A 20,382-nucleotide genomic window follows, 5' to 3' on the forward strand; every position below is an offset into this window, starting at 1 on the left:
CTTGGTCACGGGGTCGCCGCGCGGTGTTGCCGCGAGCAGCGCGATCCCCGCTAAGGTGAGCCTTACCTACCCTTCGAAGACCGTGTGTTGTCGTCCAAGGAGTGCCGATGACCGTGGCCCCGGCCGCCCCACCGACCGGCTCCGCCGCGCGGAGTGCGACCCCTCTCGCCGCGACCTACCAGCGCCTCGTCACCCACTGCGAGACGCTGCGGGTCTCCGTCACCCCACAAGGCACAGCGGCGCGTCAACCCGGGCTGTCCGTCGCCCAATTGGCCGGCGACCCACAGCACCTCGCCGCCTTCGTCGAGGCGGAAGCGGCACGCATCCGCACCCGCCACGACCACGACCCCCGGCCCCACGTGGCCGCGTCCCGCGCCCTGCACGACTACCTCTGGTCGGTCTGCCTGCTGATGGGCGGCGCCTGGCACCTGGACCGCCGCGTGCCGCGGGTCCGCCCCGAGGACGTACAACTCGACTTGACCACTGGCGTGTTGCACATCACTCCCGGAACGTTCTCCTGCCTCCCCGACGACCCGGCCGCGGCGCTCCCCGGCGTCCGGGTCCTGGCGGACGAGGAGAGCCTGCGCACCGAACTCCGCACCGCGGTCGCCGACCACGTGGGCCCCCTGCTGACCGCGATCGCACCCCAACTCCGCCGGGGACCGAGGGCCTTGTGGGGCATGGTCGGCGACGACCTCATCTCCGCGATCTGGTACCTCGGCCGCATGCTCGGCCAGGAGGAGGAGGCGCTACGGGCCACGGAGGCACTCCTGCCCGGCCCCCTCACCCCGTTCCCGGCCGGCGCCGCCTTCCGCCGGCTGACGACCCGGGACGGCACGTCGCACCCGACGCGCACCCGGCTCGGCTGCTGCCTCTACTACACGATCCGTCCCGCGGAGGCATGCATCACCTGCCCCCGCACCTGCGACAAGGAACGCCTGCGCAGACTGGAGGGCGACCCGCTCCCGGTCCCTTGAGGGCGGCGTGGCCGATTGCGGATTCCACGTTGCGAATGACGCTACGCAGCATCCGCAAACCCGGCCCGCGAGTCCCGATCTGGCGCGGTTGTGGCACGGCGAGCTCGTGATCCGTGGCCGAACTACTCAAGCAGAGGTGAGTACTTGGACTCTGGTCGGTTCCAGGGTGAGCCGGAACGCTTGAGCCATGCCACAACGACCTTCGAAACTCGTTCCCCAGCTGATGGCGATCCTCGTGCTGGCTGTGATGACGCTAGCGGTGTGGGCTGCCTGGCTGGGCTGGGACCAGCACCGTGACGTGCAACCTGATGGTTCGGAGACCGGCCCGTACGAGGCGTGGCAGGTGATCGGGCTGGCGCTGACTCTGCTGGCGCCGGTGTACTGGGCGGCGTCCCGGCGCTACCTCGCAGGCGCCGTGCTCGGCGTCCCAGCCGGCCTGACCGTTGCCGCCTATTACGACTGGTCGGACGACTCCAGCGGTCTGTTCATGGTCGGCGTGGGGATGATCATGGTGGGGAGCCTCGTCGTGACCGGCGTCGCTTCCGCCGTGATCGCCTCCGTGAAAACAAGGGATGACTCAACCCGACAGCGATCTTGAAAACCGTCGTCGCGGCGATGTGACCGTGGGTTCAAATCCCACACCCACCGCACGTGAAAGGCCCCTGACCAGCAAACTTGGTCGGGGGCCGTTCCTGTGAGCGCTGTCAGCCAGCGACCGCTGTTCCCCGCTGTTTCCCGGCCGTACGGGCACGGGAAGGGCACGACACGACTTGAAGGCAGGAGCGCGGGCGCAGCCGGGTGCCTTGCTGGCGAACAAGAAGGGGAACCGGCGAGCAGACCTACGCGACCAGGACTGACGCGGAAGCCGCGCTGACGCACATCGAGGCGGACGTCTCGCGCGGCCAGTGGGAAGACCAGATCCTCCGCGCCATCATGAACACGGTCGTCGATGACGAGCTGATCCGCCGCAAATGACCGGCTGGGAGCAATGATCCGGAGACAGCACGGTGCCGGGACGTAGTGGCACGCGTGTGGCACGTGGGTGATCACGCGAAAGGGCCAGTTCGAGAGGATCAAGCCTCCGAACTGGCCCTTGATGCTGTGCCCCCGGCAGGATTCGAACCTGCGACACCCGCTTTAGGAGAGCGGTGCTCTATCCCCTGAGCTACGAAGGCGGGGATCTGTCGCCGTAAGTGTAGCGGGTGCGTCCCGGCCCGCAGGCGGGGGCGCGGGCCCGGCCGGCTGTGCCGGCCGCCGGGCTGCCGGTGTACGGCGTGCCGGTGCCTTCGCATGGGGGCTCCTCCTTGTGCGGTCGTGGTCAGGGGTCGACGACGTTGCCGTACTCGCCCGCCCGGGTCACGCCGTCCCTGGATGCCCAGATGTGCACCCGGACCGGCGTGCCTTCCGCGACGCTCAGGTCGCAGAGGGGCGCGCCCGTGGTGGTGGTGTCGTCGAAGCACGCGCCGCCGGTGTTGTGCCAGACACCGGACGAGTCCCGGTACTGGAGCTGCACACGGGTGCCCCAGCCGTCATGTCGACCACGGTGCGGTTCGGGGCCGTGAGCAGGGCGCAGGCCGTGAACGCGACGACCGAAGCCCAGTGGCGGGCGTGTGTCTTGAGGGCATGTGAAGTGCCTTCCCCCGTCCCCGATTTGCCCTGTGACAGTGGAGAGATGTGGGGAAGAAATTGACCTGCTCATGATCAACAGGCCGATTTCTGCCGTGATCGCCTGCGGGGTTGGGTCAAAGATGTCCGGAAGCGGTTCTCCGGCTCCGTAGCGCGTAACGGGTGCGAAGCCAGGGAGAGTTGGGAGAGAGGCCGCAGGTGTGCACTGGCCTGTGGCGGCCCTCGTGTGCCGCCGGCCGGGGCCCCGATCGGGGTGTGCTCCGGCTCTCGCCGAGCAGAGTAGGAACGCACCTTGAAACGAAGTATCAGACAACGGCGGGCACGGGGGGCGGTGGTCGTGGCGACCGCGGTCGCGCTCCTGGCGACCCTGCCCTCGCAGGCCGGCGCCGTGGATCCCAAGATTCCGGACGGCGCTGCCCAGGGCTGGTCGGCCGGCCAGGCGGACAAGGCCGCGAAGGACGGCGAGAAGCCGGCCGCCGCCATTTCCCCCGAGCGGCGCGCCGCCGTGCAGGGCAAGGGATACGCCGCTTCCAAGGACGTGGCGTGGACCACCACCGGGGACGCCGAGGGCTTCCACCTGCTCGTGGCCGACGCGGCCAAGGGGTACGAGTGGAAGACCGCCGCCTCCCTGTCGGAGCCCGGCTTCGAGGCCGACGCCTGGATCGGGAACGCGTGCGTCTCGGAGTCCGGGAAGCTGGCGGCGGTGGCCTACGCGCCCCGCACGTTCACGAACAAGCCCGAGCTGATGGTGCGCGGGGCGTTCACCGCCGTCGTGGACCTGGAATCGGGGAAGGTCACCAAGCTTCCGCACCAGGCGGCACTGGCGTACTTCTCACCCGGTTGCGGGGTGGGTGAGAACGCCGTCTTCACCCAGCTCTCGCACGACGGTGACAAGCAGTCCGGAACCCGCCTGGTCTCCGTCGACCTCGCCCGGGGCAAGGCCGCGAAGCCGGTGCTGTTCGACGGCCAGCTGACCTCCGCGGTGCCGACGGCGCAGGGCGTCGTGGCGGCCGACGGCGCGCGGCTGGTCAGGATCGGCAAGGACGGCGGCAAGAAGACGATCGCCCGCACGGGCAGCATCCCCTTCCAGCTCCGGGCCGACGGCGACGGCGGTGTCACGTTCATCGAGCGGATACCCGGCTCCGCGAAGAAGAAGACCGACGAGGGCGACAGCCGGGCCCGGCGGGTGAGCGCCCAGCAGATCAGGAGCGGCGGCGCCGAGCCGGCCACGCTGGTCCGCGGCGGGCTGACGGACTGGGACCTGGCGTCGTCCGCGGACGGCACCGTGTACGTCACGGGCGAGGCCAAGACGCAGGGCACCCTGCCCGGCAGCGTCAAGAACCGGGGCGACCTGGCCAAGGACGCCCGGATCTCCACCCGCGGCGAGGCAGCCGTGGTCACCGCCTGGGCCGCGGGGAAGAAGGCGCCTCTGCGGGCCGAGGCCGAGGGCGAAGCCCGTACGGTCCGGACCGGGCTGCGCGTGCTCGACACCGGTAAGACGGCGGAGCTGGAGGCGCTGCCGGGCGGCAAGCCGCTCGGAGGCGTGAAGGAGCGCGCCGCGGGGACCGCCACGTCGCCCGCGCTGCCCGGGGGCGGGAAGGCCGCGAAGACCGCCAAGTCGTCGAGCGCTTCCGCCGCTTCGGGCGCCACGGTGCTGGCCGGCTCTCCCACCGACCCGGTCGAGGCCGAGCGCACCTGCGCCGTGCCGCGCAACGACGTACGCAAGCAGGCGTTCCAGCCGACTCCGCGCCAGGTGGAGTGGGCGGTGAACCAGACGGTCGCCGGTACGCTCAACAAGCACGTCTCCCGCGCGTCCAACTGGAAGAACACGGGCATGGCGGCCTACCAGCCGCAGTCCCTGTTCCCGCTGGACCTGATGTACGGGGACACCAACGGCGTACCGGACCGCACCGACGACTGGCACATCCCGTCGCAGGTCCTGCTCGGCATCACCGCGCAGGAATCCAACATGTGGCAGGCCACCCGCTTCGCCGTCCCGGGCGTCACCGCGAATTCCCTGATCGGGAACTTCTACGGGGTCGACTACGCCCCCGACGGGGAGCAGACGGACCCCTGGCTCATCAACTGGGCCGACGCGGACTGCGGTTACGGCATCTCCCAGGTCACCGACGGCATGCGCCTCGCCGACCAGGGCATCAAGCTGAGCAAGACGCAGCAGGAGGCCGTCGCGCTGGACTACACGGCGAACATCGCCGCCGGTGCCAACATCCTCATCGAGAAGTGGAACCAGACCGCGAAGACCGGGCTGACCGTCAACAACGGCCACCCGCGCTACATCGAGAACTGGTTCTTCGCGCTGTGGGCCTACAACTCGGGCTTCTACGAGAAGGGTGGCGACCCCGCGGGCGGCGACGACCACTGGGGCGTCGGCTTCACCAACAACCCGGCCAACCCCATCTGGAAGTACAACCGCACCCCGTTCCTGGAGAACTCGGAGGGCGGGGACGACTACTCGCACGCCGCGAACCCGCAGCACTGGCCGTACCAGGAGAAGGTCATCGGCTGGGCCGCCCGGCCCATCGCCGCGCTGTTCGGCCCCGGTGACATCCAGGCCGGCTACCGCCCTGCCTGGTGGACCAACAACGGATACCGCTCGATGGCCAAGCCGCCGATCGACCTGTTCTGCACCATGGAGAACAACGACTGCTACCCGGGCCGTATCGGTGACGGCGACTCCAACGACCCCGGCCAGGGCGCCTGCACCCTCGACGAGGGGAACAAGGACACCAACCCGCACTGGCTGCACTGTTGGTGGAACACCTCGGTGGAGTGGAAGGACTGCACCCTCCTCGCGATGTGCGGCAACGCCGTCCATCGGTTCAACGACACCTACGTCGAGCAACCGGACGCGAACTCGTATCCGCCGCAGTGCGGCCTGGGCGGCCTGCCGCTCGGGGTCCAGATCGTCGAGGACATTCCGCGCGGCGTGCAGCCGGCGGGCAGTGCGAGCAGAACCTGCGGTCAGTCCGCGTCGGCGGGGACGTTCGAGTTCACCTTCGCCGGGTGGAACGGCACGTATCCAGGAAAGATGGACCTGCACCAGATCGGGGCGGGCGACGACAACCACTTCTGGTTCTCCCACACCAGGGACAAGACCACGGCGGACGGCAGCCGGCTGTTCACCACCGGAAAGTGGACGCTGGGCGAGTCGGCCATCGGCTGGTCCAGGGTTCTGGTCCACATGCCCGACCATGGAGCGCACACCCGCCAGGCGGCCTACGTCGTGGGCGGTACGGACTCCGAGTCGCCGGTACGCGTGGTGCCGCAGCGCACCCGTGAGAACCGCTGGGTGAGCCTCGGAGTCTTCCGCTTCACCGGCACGCCCACGGTCTCCCTGTCGACCCACACCAAGGACGGCGGGAACGGGGAGGACGTGGCCTGGGACTCCGTCGCGTTCCAGAAGCTGCCCGGAAAGCCGAAGCACCAGATCGTGGCCATGGGCGACTCCTTCTCCTCGGGCGAGGGAGCCTCCGACGGCAACGCGGACTACTACAAGGAGACCAACTACCGGGACCCGCAGAACGAGGAGACCCGTAACGCCTGCCACCGTTCCAAGAAGACGTGGTCGCGCCAGGCCAGGACCCCGGGGGCGTTCTCGTCCGTCGGTGAGATGGCGGACAGCTGGAACGCGGGCATGGACTACCACCTGATCGCCTGCTCGGGTGCGCGGACGTACAACATCCTGAAGCACCCGGAGAACGGCGAGCTGCCGCAGATCGACAAGGGGTATCTGGACCAGAACACGAGCCTGGTCACGATCTCCATCGGCGGTAACGACTCCCGCTTCGCCGACGTCATCCAGAAGTGCCTGATCTCGTTCGGATCGGGCAGTTGCGAGACGAAGGCGTTCGAGTCGCACGAGCCGAAGATCGACCGGGACGTCGACGGTGACGGCACGATCGAGACCAACAGGGACGGCCCGTACCAGGGACGCGAGATGCAGGAGGCGCTGCCTCTGCTGATCACCCAGGTGGTGAAGACGGACATCGGCGCCGCCATCGACCGGATCCATGCCAAGGCGCCCAACGCCAAGATCATGCTCATGGGCTACCCGAAGCTGATCTCCGGTGACGCCGGCTGTCTGCGGCTCGGCCCGCTCGGACTCTCCAAGGAGTCCAACGACTGGCTCAACTTCATCGCCGCGCACCTCACCAGCGAGATGAAGGACGCCGCGCTGCTCGCCCGGGGCAGGGGCATCGACGCACGGTTCTCCGACCCCACGGTCAACTTCGAAGGCAAGGGAGTGTGCGGTGACCCGGAGAGCATTCACGGCATGGTCAAGACCCTGACCGACAGCGACAACACGGTCAAGGACTGGCCGATCCTGCGGGACTACGGCCTCTCCGCGCAGTCCTTCCACCCGAAGATCGGGGGCGCCCGGCTGTACGCGGACGCCATGGAGTGGACGATCGACGGCTGGGTGTAGTCCAGGCTCAGTAGCTGGAGGGAGGCCGGCCGGGGATGTTCACGGCCGGCCTCCCGGCATTCTCCGTGCGGCTACTTGCCCGGCACGGTGTGGTAGACCGCGTTCAGCGTCCATTCGAACAACGTGCCCCCGCGCTTCCGGAGGTCGGTCAGGGTGACATCGGCGGGCTCCGAGGTGCAGCGGCTGTAGATCGTCCTGCTGGTGGCACACGGCTCCGGGGCCTTCAGGTTCTCGTTGTCGCCGGGCACGTCCCAGTACAAGTGCTCCCCTCCCTTGAGGCTTCCGATGCTCGGCCGGTAGGCGTGCGGGCTCTCGTAGGTCTTCTCCTCGTAGTAGCGCAGGGCGGAACTGACCGAGCCCTCGTACCAGACGGTGGGGGTCTTCATGGGCTGGAGTTCCCGCAGCACCTGAGGTACTGGACGGTCCACGACGAAGTACATGTGCAGTCGCATTGCGCAGGCCATGGCCGGCTGCTTCGGACCATGCGGGTCGAGGTAATTCTTGCCGCCGCCCCGCCTGCACGTGTCCACCACGGTGGTACGCAGGGCCGGCCCCCACGGGGACGCCGCGCCGATCTCCTCGGCCCGGGCCCGCAGTTCGCGTTCGGCGCGCTCCCGCTTCTGCCGGACCTCGTCCGAGGTGGCGATCCCCTTGAGCTTGCTCTGCCCCGGGCCGCCGGAGCAGGCGCCGACCCCGGCGAGCAGGAACGCGAACAGCAGGGACGCGGCCTGGCCGGACCGGCGGCGTAAGCGTGAAGTCATGGTTCGAGTCTCCTACGGGGCCGGGACACGACAGGGCGGCGGACCGGTCCGTGGCCGGTCCGCCGCCCTGGGTCCGGGGTGGGGGTGTCCGCTACTTGAGCGCCAGGCTGTGGTTCGATCCGGTGGTGATCGCGGTCACGCCCGAAGTGGCCGCGGTCGGAACGGAGTTGGCTCCGGGAGCGGTGCCGCCCCAGGCGATGACCTTGCCGTTCTTCAGCGCGAGGCTGTGGGACAGGGCGGCGGCGATGGCTGTCACGCCCGACTGGGCCGCGGTCGGCACGGCGACGTGGTCGCTGTCGCCCCAGGCGATGACCTGGCCGTTCTTGAGTGCCAGGCTCTGCGAGTACCCTGCCGCGACAGCGGTCACCCCGGTGGTGGCCGCCGTGGGGACGGTGTTCTGACCGGCGTAGTTGTCACCGCCCCAGGCGATGACCTTGCCGTTCTTGACCGCCAGATTGTGGAAGCTCCCGGCGGATATCGCGGTCACTCCGGACTGGGCCTCCACCGGCACATTGAGGTCGCCCCCAATATTCGAGCCGCCCCAGGCGATGACCTTGCCGTTCTTCAGTGCCAGGCTCCGGTCGCCGCTGGCGGCGATGGACGTCACACCGGACTGGGCCTCGACCGGGACGTTCAGCTGGCCGCGGGCGTTGCTGCCCCAGGCGATGACCTTGCCGCCTTTGAGCGCGAGGCTGTGGTCGTAGCCGCCCGCGACGGCGGTCACGCCGGACTGGGCCTCGGTGGGGACGTAGATCTTGTTCGTCGTGCAGTCGGTGACCTGCCAGCAGACCCAGGTGCCCCACATGAGCACCTTGCCGTTCTTGATCGCGAGGCTGTGGTAGTCGCCCGCGTCGATGGCGGAGACCCCCGACTGCGCCTCGACGGGAACGGTGGCCTCGCCCCAGTTGTTCTCGCCGGCCGTCCAGGCCAGGACGGTCCCGGTCGCGGCGGCGCTCCCGGCCGTCGCGTGGACCGGTGCGGCGCCCAGGGTGATCAGCAGGCCCGCCCCGACAGCTGCCGCCAGGCGCAGCGGAGAGCGGGTGCGGTTCTGCGAAGTGCTCGGCATATCGGTTCCTTGGAGTTCGAAGAGATGCGTGGTGATGCGGAGTTCCAGGGGAGTCAGGAAGTGGCGAAGGCCGGCCCCCTGGATGGGGGCCGGCCCATCCCGTGGGGGGTACGGTCAGCGGCGGGGGCTGAAGGAGATCACGTCGCCCGCCCGCTCGCCGCCGGAGAGCTGGCCGTTGCGGTCGGTGCGGATGTAGACGCGGTGCAGCCACCGGTCCTTGCCGTCCCACCGCGGAGAGAACGGCGTACGGGCGTGCGTGGTACGGAAGTTGTCGATGATGAGTACGTCACCGGGAATCAGGCTGACTTCCTCGGTCACCTCGTCGAGAGCCGCGGACAGCGCCGCCACGGCTTCCTTGTCCGCGGGGTCCTCGGGGGCGAGGAGCTCGCGGTCGTACCCCAGCAGCGGGTCCTTCTCGTCGCCGTAGAGCGGCTTGACCTGGGCGATCGCTCCCGGGTCCTCCACCCCGCCGCGGAAGGCCACATCCACGCAGCACGGCATCCTGCGGTCGAAGAGGTGCGCGCGCACCTCGTCCGAGAGCAGGGGCAGTGCCTTGCGGACCGAGCCGACGAGGGTCTTGGCCTTGCGCTCGTGGTCGGCGCGGGAGCAGGCGAGCATCACGTAGTTGGGCTGGAGGACGTGGTACGCCATCTCCGTGTGGAACTCCAGCAGCGTCTCGGAGGTCTCCGACGACAGGTGGTGGGCGCCGGGCGACGGATACACGTCGTGGTAGACGGTGCCCGAGCGGAGCTCCTGGTAGCCCGTGTGGAGTCCGAGTCTGCGTCCGACGAGGGCGAGCATCGCCTCCATGGACAGCAGCCCACGGTCCACCGGGGCGGGCGTGCTGCTCGGGGTCGGGGGCAGGGCGTCGCCCTGGTCCACCGGCAGTCCGCGCAGCAGCAGGTAGCCGTCCTCGTTGCCGTTGGCGTTGAACGCGTCGAGTGCGGCGCCCAGGTGCTCGGGCAGCTCCACCGCGTGCTGCTTCGCGGTGTCCAGGAAGGTGTACAGATCGGCGCGCGGGACCTTCGGCAGCTGCGCGGCGAGTGCGCGGAGCTGATCGCCGTCACGTGTGCAGTCGATGATCGGATCGGTCATGGTGCGTTGTCTCCTTCGCTTCTGGGGCGATGGGCGCGGGCGTACTGGTAGAGCAGTTCCGCGCCGATCTCGGTGGCCAGGACGGAGGTGATCCCCGCGTGGTCGTAGAGCGGGGAGACCTCCATGACGTCGAAGCCGACCGGTTTGAGGTCCCCGATGCAGCGCAGCAGCGCGAGGACCTCGCGGGAGGTCAGTCCTCCCGGCGCAGGGGTGCCGGTGCCCGGGGCGAACGCCGGGTCGAGTACGTCGATGTCCACCGAGACGTACACGGGGCGCTTGCCGACCCGCTCGCGGATGAGGTCGGCGGTCCTGGCCACGGGGTGGTCGGCGAACTCGTCGGCCGTCACGACCCGGACACCGTGCCCGCGGGCGTAGTCGAGCGAGTCCGGCTTCGGGTTGTGGCCGCGGATGCCGATCTGGACCATCGCCGACGGGTCGATGATCTTCTCGTCGATGGCGTGGCGGAACGGGGTCCCGTGATGGAACTCGCCGCCGTAGAAAGCCGGGTTGGTGTCGGAGTGCGCGTCCAGATGCACCACCGCGACCGGACCGTGCTGGTCCGCGACCGCCCGCAGGGCGGCCAGGGTCAGCGAGTGGTCGCCGCCGAGCATCAGGAACGCCGCGTTGTCCGCCAGCACCGCCTTGAGGTGCTGCTCAGCCGTCTCCATGGCGATGTGCATGTTGAACGGCGTCAGGTCGATGTCCCCGGCGTCCGCGCAGCGGATGAGGTCGAAGGTCCCCGGACCCCGGTCGATACCGACACCGTGGATGAGCCCCGACTCGTTGCGGATGGCGCGCGGGCCGAAGCGGGCGCCCGGACGGTAGCTGGTGCCGCCGTCGTAGGGGGCGCCGATGACCACCACGTCGTAACCGCTCGGCTCGGTGTCGTGCGGGAGCCGCATGAAGGTGGGGATCTGTGCGTAACGGGGCGAGACATGCGAATCGATGCGCTGCACTGGTTCACTCCCCTTCCGGAGCCGGCCGGTGACCGGGGACGGGCGCGGCGTGCAGCTGCGGCGAGCCCGCGGGCCGTCGCGCGGACGGCACGGTACGGCGCTCCTTGAGCTGGTCCGCCACCTCGGCGACCACGTCCCACGTGGAGACGTGGTCCGGGTGCTCGCCGTTGACGACGGTGCGGTCGAACAGCTCCTGTACGACCTGGCGCTTGGCGCTGGGTACGGACTCCTCCGGTACGCCGTGCTCCGTGAGGATCAGGCTGAACGAGGAGGTGGTGCCGGAACCCTCGTGCACACCGAGCTTGGGCCGGGTGACGGTCTCGTGCGGCAGCAGCTCCGCCATCGCGGCCCGCAGCACCCACTTGTCACGCCCGTAACGGCGCTTGAGCCCGGCCTCCAGGGGGACCAGGTGGTCGAGGACCTCACGGTCCCAGTAGGGGTGCGTGGTCCAGTGCCCGTACATCGTCGACAGCACCGGCGACATCTCGTTGAGACCGTCGAAGGTGGCCATGTCGTACGCCACCGCCGAGTCCAGGTCCGGCAGCCGGTCCTCGCGGTGCATTCCGGCGAGCGGGATGTCGGCCCCGTACCCGGTGAGGATGCGGCGCTGCGGTCCCTTGAGCGTCCCGTAGAGGGAGTTGAGGGGCAGCAGGTACTCGATGATGTCCGGGTCGAGCGACTCCGCGGACCAGACGGTGTGCGGCAGCCGGCCGAGCAGGTCCGAGGTCCGCAGGGTCAGTTCCCGGTGGTGCGAGCCGAGGTGGTCCGCCACGACGCGGGCCTGCGGGAACTCGTCCGAGGTCTCGGTTCCCATCGACACCGTGTCCAGGGCGCCGGCGGCCCGGTGCGCGAGCGCCGCGACCCCCGAGGAGTCGATGCCGCCGGAGAGGACCACGAGCGGAGGCCCGTCCGGCCCCAGCCGGGAGCGGACGGCGGTGTCCAGGACCTCGCGCAGCGACTGGACCGCCTCGTCCTCGTCGACGATGCGGCGGGACAGCGCCGGTGCCCACGTGCGGTGGGAGTCGGTGGTGCCGGTCTTGAGGTCGATCGCCAGCACCGTGCCGGCCGGCACCTGGTAGACCCCGGCCAGCCGCCGTACCCGGCGGGCGGACGGGACCGGCAGGCCCATCGGTCCGCCGTGTCTGGCCAGCGTCTTGGCCTCGGTGGAGGCGAAGACCTCACCGCGGCCGGGCCGGATGTACAGGGGGACGGAGCCGGCGTGGTCGGTCGCCAGGTAGACGCTCTGTCCGGTGGCGACGACCGCGGCGTACCGGCCGTTGACGAGGCGGAACGCGTGGATCCCGTACCGGTGGAACAGCTGGAGCAGCAGGTGCGCGTCGCCGGTGTCGGCGTCCGCGGAGGGGAGTACGGACCGGAGCTCGTCCCCGTTGTAGATCTCACCGACGGCCAGCACGGCGATGTCCGTGTCGCGTGCGAGCGCGGGCTCGGGGGAGATGGTGGGGGCATGGACCAGAGACGCGGTCACGGTCTGCGTCTGCAGACGTTCCCGGAAGCTGGTGCTGGTGCCCTGGGTGGCGTGGGCCGCACCGAGGACCCGGTCTCCGTCCAACTGGGCGGAGACCAGGAATCCGTAGGCGGCAGGAGTCTCCTGCGCTGACATGATCAGATGCTCAGTGCCCCGAAGCCACCGGTCGTGAAGTCATAGTTGACCGGTACTTCGATGAGGAAGGGGCGGCCCAGCTCGGCTCCCTTGCGCAGCGCGGCGAGCAGCTCCTCGCGCGAGGTCGCGCGGGTCGCGTCGACACCGTTCGCCTCGGCGAGGGCGACGAAGTCGACGCTGCCGAACTTGACCGCCGGGTCGTGGCTGCGGCGGTGGCCGAGGTTCTGGTAGAGCTCGATGAGACCGTTGGTGTCGTTGTTCACGACGACGGTGACGATCGGCAGGTTGAGACGGGCGATCGTCTCCAGGTCGGCGCTGTTGGAGTGGAAGCCGCCGTCGCCCGCGATGAGGAAGGTGGGCTCGCCGGGGCGGGCCATCTGGGCGCCGATGGCCGCCGGGATGCCGTAGCCGAAGCTGGAGCAGCCGGCCGAGGTGAGGAAGCCGAACGGCTGGTCGGCGCGGGCGAAGAGCACTCCGTAGTGACGGAAGAAGCCGATGTCGGAGACGATCGTGCCGCGGCCCGGACCCGCGGCCTCGGCCATGACCTCGTTCATGGAGTCCATGACCTGGTGGACCCGCATGCCGTCCTCGTACTCGGTGGGGTCGGCGAGGAACTCCGCGATCCGCGCGCGCAGCGGGGCGATGTCGTGCCGGTCCTTCGCGGCGAGGTCGGCGGTGGCAGCGTCGACGTACTCGACGAAGGCCAGCACGTCGGTGACGACGTCGACGGTGGGGCGGTACACCCGGGGGATCGGGTTCGGGGTGGGGGAGATGCGGACGGTCTTCTTCTCCTGGCCGCGCGCCCACATCGAGGGACGCAGGTCCTCGGCGTAGTCGTAGCCGACGGTGAGGACGACGTCCACCGGGGCGAACAGGGTCTCCAGGGCGGGGAAGCCGAGGATGCCGTCCATGTAGCCGGTGACGGCACCGTAGTTGAGCTCGTGCTCGTGGGGCAGGATGCCCTTGGCGATGTAGGTCGTGATGACCGGGATGTTCAGCCGCTCGGCCAGGGCGCGGATAGCGTCCACGGCGCCGGAGCGGATGGCCGCGGCACCGACGGCCAGCACCGGGTGCTTGGCACCGCGCAGCAGCTCGACGGCCTCGTCGGCGGCGCTCTTCCAGTCGGCGTCGACCGTGCCGGTGGGCTTGGCCGGGGTGCGGGCGGGCGGGTTGTTGCCCAGGGTGATGCCCTCGCTGGAGCCCAGCAGGTCGACCGGGAGCGAGATGAAGGACGGGCCGACCGGCTCGGTCATGGCCGCCGACACCGCCGAGTCCACCAGGTCGGTGATCTCGCTCGGGCGCTCCAGCTCCACCGCGTACTTCGTCATCGGCTTGGCGATGGCGACCAGGTCGAGGCACTGGTGGGTGTCGTTCGGGAAGATGTCGTGGGACTCGGACTGGGCGGCCAGCGCGATGACCGGCGAGCGGTCCAGGATCGACGTGGCGATACCCGTGGAGAGGTTCGTCATTCCGGGGCCGAGCGTCGCCCAGCACGCCTGGGGGCGGCCGCTGATACGGGCGAGCACATCGGCGGCGACACCGGCGGTGAACTCGTGCCGGGTGAGCACGAACTCGATCCCCTCGACCTCATCGAAGAGGATCGAGGCGGCCTCGCGGCCGACGACGCCGAAGACCTTGTCCACACCGTGCTCGTGCAGCCGGGTCAGCAGTGCGTGGGCAGCTGTCGGTTCGTTCTTGGGGCCGGTCGATACGCGGGACATGGGTCTCCTGGTCGTTCAGCGATGGGCAAGACCTGAGAACCGTGACGGTCGCCGCTCTTCGCGCGCTCTCTTCCAGATATCCGAGGAGAGGACGGAGAGAGGGCGGAGACGGGTGGAAGTGACGTTCCCCGAACTCTGATGCGGAAGCCGGCCCCCATGTGCCGGTCGGTCTCAGTCAAAAAGGATGTCCACGGTGCCTTTTGAGCGAGTTTTGGCTTCTGTTCCCGTCTCGCCGGCGCAGTTTCCCTTTTCGCGTGCGGACCTGCAGCTTCTGGACACGGTGGCGGGATGCGGAGACCTCGCCGAGGTGGCCAGGAGGCTCGGCCTGCGCCAGGGATCGGTCGAGCGCCGGCTGGACCGGCTCGACAAGGACGTGGACCTCGCGCTGACCCGGCGGGGCTGTCATTCCGTGCAGCTGACCGCGGCCGGTTCTCGGCTGCTCGTGGCCGGGCGACGCTTCTTCCGGCAGGTCGACCTGGCCGCCCGTACGGAGATATTCGGCAGCGGACCGGAGGCCCTGGACGCCCCGGACGTGCTGACGATCGCCTCCGCGGGCCCGCTTCTGGAGGACGTGGTCGAGGACGCGTCGGCCACCCTGGGGGTGCTGCTGTCCATCAGCCACGACACCCCGCACGGGGCGCTGCGGCAGCTGGCCGACTTCTCCGTGGACGCCGTGCACACCTGGGGGTTCGACGCCCCGCACGCCTCGGTCGACCGGGCGGTACGGGTGTACGACGTGCTCGACGACGCGCTGTGGGTCACGCTGCCGTCCGGACATCGGCTGGCCGACCGGGAATCGCTCGCGCTGGCCGATCTGCTGGACGAGCACTGGGTGAGCGAGGCGGGGCCCGGCTCGGAGGTGCTGGTCGAGCGGGTCTTCCACGCCGCGGGCCTGCCCAAGCCGGCGCGCCTCCAGGTCGCCGCTGCCTCGGTCGTCCGGGGCATGCTGCACCGGGGGGACGTCGTCGGCCTCGGTTCGCCCACGGGTCCGGCCCTGCACACCCCGAACCTGGTGCGCCGGTCCGTCGTCGAGCGCCCCCGCCGCACCTGCGCCCTGATCGTCGACCCTGCCGTGGTGCCGGGTGCGCTGGCCGAACAGCTGGCCACGCTGCTCACGGCCCGCTATCTGGGACGGTTCGCCGAGCACCACCAGGACATGCTCCGGGACCCCTGGTGGGCCCAGTGGTACGGGGAGCAGCTGGACCGCCAGGACGCAAGCGCCGCCCCGGCCGCGCACACGTCACCGGGCGCCCCGTCGCCGTCGGACTCGGGGCCGGAACCCGGGCAGCTCGATGTCGAGGATCTGCATCTGCTGCGCGCGGTCGCCCAGCACGGCAGCATCAACCGGGCCGCGGCGGTGCTGTCCATCAGCCAGTCCGCCCTGACCCGCCGGATTCACCGGCTGGAGTTCCGGCTGGGCGCCAGGCTGCTGCTGCGCAGCTCCCGGGGGACCTCGCTGACCAGCTCCACGCGGCAGTTCCTGCGCCAACTGGACGCGTTCGAGACGGAGTTCCACGGGGCGGGCATCGCGGCCCGCCGGAGCACCGGCAGGCCGGTGCCGCACCGCCGGTGGACGAAGGCGGGCTGAGGGCTGTCCCGTAATCCCTGGCGGGCGCACGACGACAGCTACGGCACCTCGCCGCGTTGTCGGAATGCCCGAATACAACCAGTATGCGGACGTCCCTCCGCCTTGCGATGCACCGCACCTGACGCCGCGCGCTGATCCACCAGGGATTACGGGACAGCCCATGGGCGTTCGCGGGACAGGGCCGGATCAGGGCCGGACAGGCCCTGGCGGCCGCCGTCATACGGGCCGGCCGCGGCGGAGCCTCCCCCGCCGCGGCCGGCCGTACCACCCGGTGTGCCGGGTCCCGGGTCAGTCCTCGGCGCCGAGCGCCGCGTAGTCGTACATGCCGAACGACCCCGTGACGAAGACGTTCCGGGCGTTCGGGTGCCGGTAGAGCAGCGAGCGCGGATAGAGATAGGGCACGATCACCGCGTGCTCCATCGTCAGCCGGTCGATGCGCTGCCAGATCTCCGCCCGCTCGACCGGGTCGGCGCACGTGGCACCGCGGTCCAGCAGCTCGTTGATCTCGGGGTCGTCGAGCTCACCCATGTTCTGGTTGCCGCGCTCCTTGATGGCCCGGCCGTCGACGATCTGCTGGAGGAAGCCGTAGCCGTCGGGGAAGTCGGCGCCCCAGCCGAACATGATGATCCCGATGCCGTGCTCGGCCAGATAGGAAGGCGAGCCCCCGTAGACCTCGAAGTAGTCGCCCGACGGGAAGTCCAGCACCTCGGCCTCGATGCCGACGCGTGCCAGCCCCGCGGAGAGCGCTTCGGCGGCCCGGTACTCCTTGAGCCGGTCCTTGCGGGCGGCGATCTTCGTCTTGAAGCCGTTGGGCATACCGGCCAGGGCGAGTTCGGCGCGGGCCGCCTCCAGGTCGCCGGTGCCGTCGTCCCCGACCGGGTAGCGGTCGAAGGGCTCGTACCCGTCGATGGTGGGCGGGAGGATCGTCGTCGCGATGTCACCGCCGACCGAACCGCCGTAAGCCTCCTGCATGGCCAGCTTGTCCGTGGCGAACTGCACGGCGCGGCGGCAGTGCACGTTGTCGAACGGCGCGATGTTGCTGGACAGGCAGTAGATCCAGGTGAATCCGGTCAGCGGGTTGTCGGCGTTGGCCCGCAGCTCCGGGTCGGCCAGGATGCGCTCCTGGGCCAGCGGCTGGACGCCGAAGCCGGCCAGGTCGACGTGGGCCTCGCCGGAGATGAGCATCCGGTCGACCTCGTGCGGCTCGACCCCGAGCAGCACCTCGATCCGCCGGGCGCGCTGGTGGCGCACCGGGTCGGTGGAGCGGTCCCAGTGCGGGTTGGGCTCCAGTACGGCGAGCTTGCCCCGGGTGTAGGAGGCGACCCGGTACGGGCCGGTCGCGACCGGGCCCAACGCGTATCCCGCGCCGGTGTCCAGGTGGCGGGGGACCGGGGTCGTGCTGGGCATGGTCGCCAGCAGGTCCATGCCCGCGAACGGCTCACGCAGCCGGAAGATCAGGGTCCGGTCGTCCGGGGTCTCCAGCGTCACGGGACCGTCGGCGTCGGGCTCCCGCCAGGGGCCGCCGTAGTCGGTGCCCAGGAGCTGCCGGAAGTACGTCGGTCCGACACCGAGCACGTCGGTGCCGTAGTTGCTCCTGGCGATCGCGTACTTGACGTCGCCGGACGTGACGGGGGAGCCGTCCTCGTACTTCAGCCCTTCGCGCAGCCGGTACGTCCAGGTCCGCCCGCCGTCGGACGACTCGCCCAGGCTCTCGGCGAGGTCCGGCACGAGCCGTTGTCCCGCCTTGCCCGGCGCGGTGTCGAACGTGACCAGGGTCCGGCCGATGAGCCGCAGGAAATTCCAGGTGTACGCGTAGTAGGTGTTCCCCGGGTCCAGTGAGTCGAAGTCGTCGGTGCGTACCAGCCGGAGCGTGCCCCCTGTCGCGGTGGTCGGCCGGACCACACCGTGCACTCCGGCATCGAAGCCGCTGCCGGTCTCCGTCGGCTTACTGGTCGTCATCTCCTGTAGCCCTCCCTCGCGTTGCACTTCCGCACACATCCTGTGCGCGGGCTTTCGTGGAGCGGTGCGGCCGCCCGGTCCGCGCATAGCCGGTGGCGGGTCGGCATAGCGTCGGTACGGTGAGCCGGATCAGGCCTGGTCCGTCGGGCGGATGAAGATCTCGTTGACGGTCGCGTGCTCGGGCGCCGTCACGGCGTAACGGACCGCCTCGGCGATGTCCTCGCTCTGCAGCTGGCGGATCTTCGTCACCCGCTCCTGGATCGCGGCCTTCGACGGCGCGTGCGTGATGTGGTCGCGCAGCTCGGTCTCGACGGTGCCGGGCTCGATCACCACGACCCGGACCCCGCGCTCGGTGACCTCCTGGCGCAGGCCCTCGCTGAAGCCGTTCACCGCGAACTTGCTGGCGTTGTACGCGGCGCTGCCCCGGCCGACCACACGCGCGGCGACCGAGGAGATCTGCACGACCGTGCCCCGGCTGCGGAGCAGGTGCGGCAGCGCCGCGTGTGTCATGTACATCAGGCCGAGGACGTTGACGTCCATCATGCGGGTCCAGTCCGTGGTGTCGGCGCCCTCCACGGGCCCCAGCAGCATCAGACCGGCGCTGTTCACGAGGATGTCGAGGGAGCCGAGCGTCTCCACGGTCGAGGCGACCGCGGCGTGCACCGCCTGCTCGTCGGCGACGTCGAGCGGCAGCACGAGAACGGTGGCGCCACCGGCCTCCAGCTCAGCGCGCAGCGCGTCGAGCCGGTCCGTGCGGCGTGCCGCGATGGCGACCTTCGCGCCCTCGGCGGCCAGGGTGCGTGCCGTGGCCTCGCCGATGCCGGAGCTCGCCCCGGTGACGAGCGCGACCTTTCCCTGCAGAATTCCGGACATGTGTAACCCCCAGTGTGCGAGCCGGTGTGTTTCCTTGAATTGCTTATGCGCTTGGGCGCGGAATCGGTGACGTTATCAGCCCGGCCGTCACGCGTGAATACCCATTGTCACCACGGGTTATGTGCACTCCGTGCCGGTTATGCGCAGTGGGCCGGGGCAGGAGACTTCCGTCCGCCATATCGGGCAGATTGTGACAGCGATCCCACGTCGGCATGACCTGTGTGTACTGATGGGCGGAACATGATGCGAGACGATGTAGCGGTCCAGGACGGGAAGGCGGCACCGTCCTACCCGATGCTCCGGGGCTGTCCGGTCGATCCGCCGCCGCAGCTCGCGGAGTTGAGGGCGGGGCCGGCGGCGAGCCGCGTGACGCTGTGGGACGGCAGCGAGGTGTGGCTGGTGACCGCGCACGCCCACGTCCGCGCCGTGCTCGGTGACCGCCGATTCACCGCGGTGACCAGCGCGCCCGGATTTCCCATGATGACGCCCACTTCGCAGCTGGTACGGGCCCAGCCGAAATCCGCCTCGTTCATCCGCATGGACGACCCGGATCACTCACGGCTGCGTTCGATGCTGACCCGTGAATTCCTTCAGCGTCGCGCCGATGAAATGCGGCCGATGCTCCGGGAAATGCTGGACGACATTCTTTCGGAGCTGGCCTCGGGCGAACGTCCGGTCGATCTCGTGGCAAAACTGACGATCCCGGTGCCGTCCCGCGTCATCGCCGCGATGTTCGGGATACCCGCGGGCGAGCGGGCCCTGATGGAGGACCGCAGCGCCATTCTCATCGACCGCGGCTACACCCCGCAGCAGGTGGCCGCCGCCCGTGACGAACTGGACGCCTTCCTGCGCGAGCTCGTCGAGTCACGCATCCGCGAACCCGGCGACGACCTGATCAGCCGGCTGGTCGTCGACCAGGTACGCAAGGGGACGCTCGACATCGACGAGATGGTGCCGATGTGCCGGCTGCTGCTGGTCGCCGGGCACGGCACGACCACCAGCCAGGCAGGTCTCAGCCTGCTCAGCCTGGTCACCGACAAGGGTCTCGCCACCTCCCTGCGCGAGGACCCGGAGCTGCTGCCCGCGGCCGTCGAGGAACTGCTCCGCTTCCACTCCATCGTGCAGAACGGCCTGGCCCGCGCGGCCACCGAGGACGTACAGCTCGGTGACGTGGTCATCAGGGCGGGCGAGGGCGTCGTGCTGTCACTGTCCGCGGGCAACCGCGACGAGCAGCTCTTCCCGTCCCCCGACACCCTCGACCCGCACCGCGACGCCCGCCGGCACCTGGCGTTCGGCCACGGCATCCACCAGTGCCTCGGCCAGTGGCTCGCCAAGGCCGAGATCGAGGAGATGCTCGCCGCCGTACTGCGCTGGATGCCCGACGTACGTCTCGCCGTGCCCTTCGAGGAGCTCGACTTCCGCCACGAGGTGTCGAGTTACGGTCTCGGCAGTCTCCCGGTGACCTGGTGAGCGACCCCGGCCGGCTGACCGTCGGCGTCGACGAAGCAGCCTGTTGCGCCATGGGCCGGTGCGCGGCGACGGAGCCCGATATCTTCGGCCAGGACCCCGACACCGGCACCGTGGTGCTGCTCGACCCCACCCCGCCGCCCGCGCTCCACGAAGGAGCGCGGCTGTGCGCGGACCTGTGTCCGTGCGGCGCCATCACGGTCACCGAGAACTGACCGGACAAGG

The 20,382-nt window shown here is 69.9% G+C and carries 15 protein-coding genes, 1 tRNA gene and 1 pseudogene; 7 read left to right on the forward strand and 10 right to left on the reverse strand.

Annotation, left to right across the window (positions count from 1 at the left end):
- Window positions 1-107: 107 nt before the first annotated feature.
- The 3 genes from ACFWSK_RS15900 (at window position 108) to ACFWSK_RS15910 (ending at window position 1,952) form a co-directional block, all read left to right on the forward strand.
- Window positions 108-977 (forward strand): (2Fe-2S)-binding protein, encoded by an 870-nt coding sequence (locus tag ACFWSK_RS15900; protein WP_383785643.1) that lies wholly within the window; start codon window positions 108-110, stop codon window positions 975-977.
- A gap of 223 nt (window positions 978-1,200) precedes the next feature.
- Window positions 1,201-1,575, forward strand: a complete 375-nt coding sequence (locus tag ACFWSK_RS15905; protein ID WP_383785646.1) for a hypothetical protein — start codon at window positions 1,201-1,203, stop codon at window positions 1,573-1,575.
- A 200-nt stretch (window positions 1,576-1,775) separates the two neighbouring features.
- On the forward strand, window positions 1,776-1,952 hold the full coding sequence (locus ACFWSK_RS15910) for a hypothetical protein (protein WP_383785648.1): 177 nt from the start codon (window positions 1,776-1,778) through the stop codon (window positions 1,950-1,952).
- Between the two features lie 127 nt (window positions 1,953-2,079).
- Here ACFWSK_RS15910 and ACFWSK_RS15915 read toward each other — a convergent pair.
- Both ACFWSK_RS15915 and ACFWSK_RS15920 read right to left on the reverse strand, forming a co-directional pair.
- Window positions 2,080-2,152: transfer RNA gene (locus ACFWSK_RS15915), tRNA-Arg, on the reverse strand.
- Window positions 2,153-2,295: 143 nt separating this feature from the next.
- The gene (locus ACFWSK_RS15920) at window positions 2,296-2,490 is read right to left on the reverse strand and encodes a hypothetical protein (protein ID WP_383785651.1); all 195 of its coding nucleotides are present in this window, start codon (window positions 2,488-2,490) and stop codon (window positions 2,296-2,298) included.
- 405 nt (window positions 2,491-2,895) lie between these two features.
- On the opposite strand from ACFWSK_RS15920, the gene ACFWSK_RS15925 reads away from it, so the two are divergent.
- A complete protein-coding gene (locus tag ACFWSK_RS15925) occupies window positions 2,896-7,050 on the forward strand; it encodes a NocE (protein ID WP_383785653.1) in 4,155 nt (1,384 codons plus the stop codon).
- A 71-nt stretch (window positions 7,051-7,121) separates the two neighbouring features.
- On the opposite strand, the gene ACFWSK_RS15930 is transcribed toward ACFWSK_RS15925, so the two are convergent.
- The 6 genes and pseudogenes from ACFWSK_RS15930 to ACFWSK_RS15955 form a co-directional block, all read right to left on the reverse strand.
- The gene (locus ACFWSK_RS15930) at window positions 7,122-7,811 is read right to left on the reverse strand and encodes a hypothetical protein (RefSeq protein ID WP_383785654.1); all 690 of its coding nucleotides are present in this window, start codon (window positions 7,809-7,811) and stop codon (window positions 7,122-7,124) included.
- 91 nt (window positions 7,812-7,902) lie between these two features.
- Window positions 7,903-8,877 (reverse strand): RCC1 domain-containing protein, encoded by a 975-nt coding sequence (locus ACFWSK_RS15935; RefSeq protein WP_383785657.1) that lies wholly within the window; start codon window positions 8,875-8,877, stop codon window positions 7,903-7,905.
- Window positions 8,878-8,991: 114 nt separating this feature from the next.
- Window positions 8,992-9,972, reverse strand: coding sequence for a clavaminate synthase Cs1 (cs1, locus tag ACFWSK_RS15940; protein WP_383785660.1), 981 nt, complete (start codon window positions 9,970-9,972; stop codon window positions 8,992-8,994).
- The gene (gene speB / locus ACFWSK_RS15945; RefSeq protein ID WP_383785662.1) at window positions 9,969-10,928 is read right to left on the reverse strand and encodes an agmatinase; all 960 of its coding nucleotides are present in this window, start codon (window positions 10,926-10,928) and stop codon (window positions 9,969-9,971) included. The genes cs1 and speB overlap by 4 nt, the downstream gene beginning before the upstream one ends.
- 109 nt (window positions 10,929-11,037) lie before the next feature.
- Window positions 11,038-12,549: pseudogene (locus ACFWSK_RS15950) on the reverse strand (asparagine synthase-related protein); the annotation flags it as partial.
- A 2-nt stretch (window positions 12,550-12,551) separates the two neighbouring features.
- Window positions 12,552-14,270 (reverse strand): thiamine pyrophosphate-binding protein, encoded by a 1,719-nt coding sequence (locus tag ACFWSK_RS15955; RefSeq protein WP_383785665.1) that lies wholly within the window; start codon window positions 14,268-14,270, stop codon window positions 12,552-12,554.
- Window positions 14,271-14,454: 184 nt separating this feature from the next.
- Here ACFWSK_RS15955 and ACFWSK_RS15960 point away from each other — a divergent pair, with 184 nt between their 5' ends.
- The gene (locus tag ACFWSK_RS15960; protein WP_383785667.1) at window positions 14,455-15,858 is read left to right on the forward strand and encodes a LysR family transcriptional regulator; all 1,404 of its coding nucleotides are present in this window, start codon (window positions 14,455-14,457) and stop codon (window positions 15,856-15,858) included.
- 288 nt (window positions 15,859-16,146) lie between these two features.
- Here ACFWSK_RS15960 and ACFWSK_RS15965 read toward each other — a convergent pair whose 3' ends face one another.
- Both ACFWSK_RS15965 and ACFWSK_RS15970 read right to left on the reverse strand, forming a co-directional pair.
- On the reverse strand, window positions 16,147-17,817 hold the full coding sequence (locus ACFWSK_RS15965; RefSeq protein WP_383785670.1) for an ABC transporter substrate-binding protein: 1,671 nt from the start codon (window positions 17,815-17,817) through the stop codon (window positions 16,147-16,149).
- A 129-nt stretch (window positions 17,818-17,946) separates the two neighbouring features.
- Window positions 17,947-18,690, reverse strand: a complete 744-nt coding sequence (locus ACFWSK_RS15970; protein WP_383785673.1) for an SDR family oxidoreductase — start codon at window positions 18,688-18,690, stop codon at window positions 17,947-17,949.
- Between the two features lie 240 nt (window positions 18,691-18,930).
- Between ACFWSK_RS15970 and ACFWSK_RS15975 the strand changes: the two genes are divergently transcribed.
- Both ACFWSK_RS15975 and ACFWSK_RS15980 read left to right on the forward strand, forming a co-directional pair.
- Window positions 18,931-20,160, forward strand: coding sequence for a cytochrome P450 (locus tag ACFWSK_RS15975; RefSeq protein WP_383785676.1), 1,230 nt, complete (start codon window positions 18,931-18,933; stop codon window positions 20,158-20,160).
- The gene (locus tag ACFWSK_RS15980) at window positions 20,157-20,372 is read left to right on the forward strand and encodes a ferredoxin (protein ID WP_383785679.1); all 216 of its coding nucleotides are present in this window, start codon (window positions 20,157-20,159) and stop codon (window positions 20,370-20,372) included. Before ACFWSK_RS15975 ends, ACFWSK_RS15980 begins: the two co-directional genes overlap by 4 nt.
- Window positions 20,373-20,382 lie beyond the last annotated feature (10 nt).

Origin of the sequence: Streptomyces sp. NPDC058620, from assembly GCF_042717135.1 — a bacterium.
Classification (GTDB): Bacteria; Actinomycetota; Actinomycetes; order Streptomycetales; family Streptomycetaceae; genus Streptomyces.

Coding starts and splice junctions, on each gene's coding strand:
- ACFWSK_RS15900 (WP_383785643.1), top strand. CDS start 108: ATGACCGTGGCCCCGGCCGCCCCACCGACCGGCTCCGCCGCGCGGAGT.
- ACFWSK_RS15905 (WP_383785646.1), top strand. CDS start 1,201: ATGGCGATCCTCGTGCTGGCTGTGATGACGCTAGCGGTGTGGGCTGCC.
- ACFWSK_RS15930 (WP_383785654.1), bottom strand. CDS start 7,811: ATGACTTCACGCTTACGCCGCCGGTCCGGCCAGGCCGCGTCCCTGCTG.
- ACFWSK_RS15935 (WP_383785657.1), bottom strand. CDS start 8,877: ATGCCGAGCACTTCGCAGAACCGCACCCGCTCTCCGCTGCGCCTGGCG.
- cs1 (WP_383785660.1), bottom strand. CDS start 9,972: ATGACCGATCCGATCATCGACTGCACACGTGACGGCGATCAGCTCCGC.
- ACFWSK_RS15955 (WP_383785665.1), bottom strand. CDS start 14,270: ATGTCCCGCGTATCGACCGGCCCCAAGAACGAACCGACAGCTGCCCAC.
- ACFWSK_RS15960 (WP_383785667.1), top strand. CDS start 14,455: ATGTCCACGGTGCCTTTTGAGCGAGTTTTGGCTTCTGTTCCCGTCTCG.
- ACFWSK_RS15965 (WP_383785670.1), bottom strand. CDS start 17,817: ATGACGACCAGTAAGCCGACGGAGACCGGCAGCGGCTTCGATGCCGGA.
- ACFWSK_RS15970 (WP_383785673.1), bottom strand. CDS start 18,690: ATGTCCGGAATTCTGCAGGGAAAGGTCGCGCTCGTCACCGGGGCGAGC.
- ACFWSK_RS15975 (WP_383785676.1), top strand. CDS start 18,931: ATGATGCGAGACGATGTAGCGGTCCAGGACGGGAAGGCGGCACCGTCC.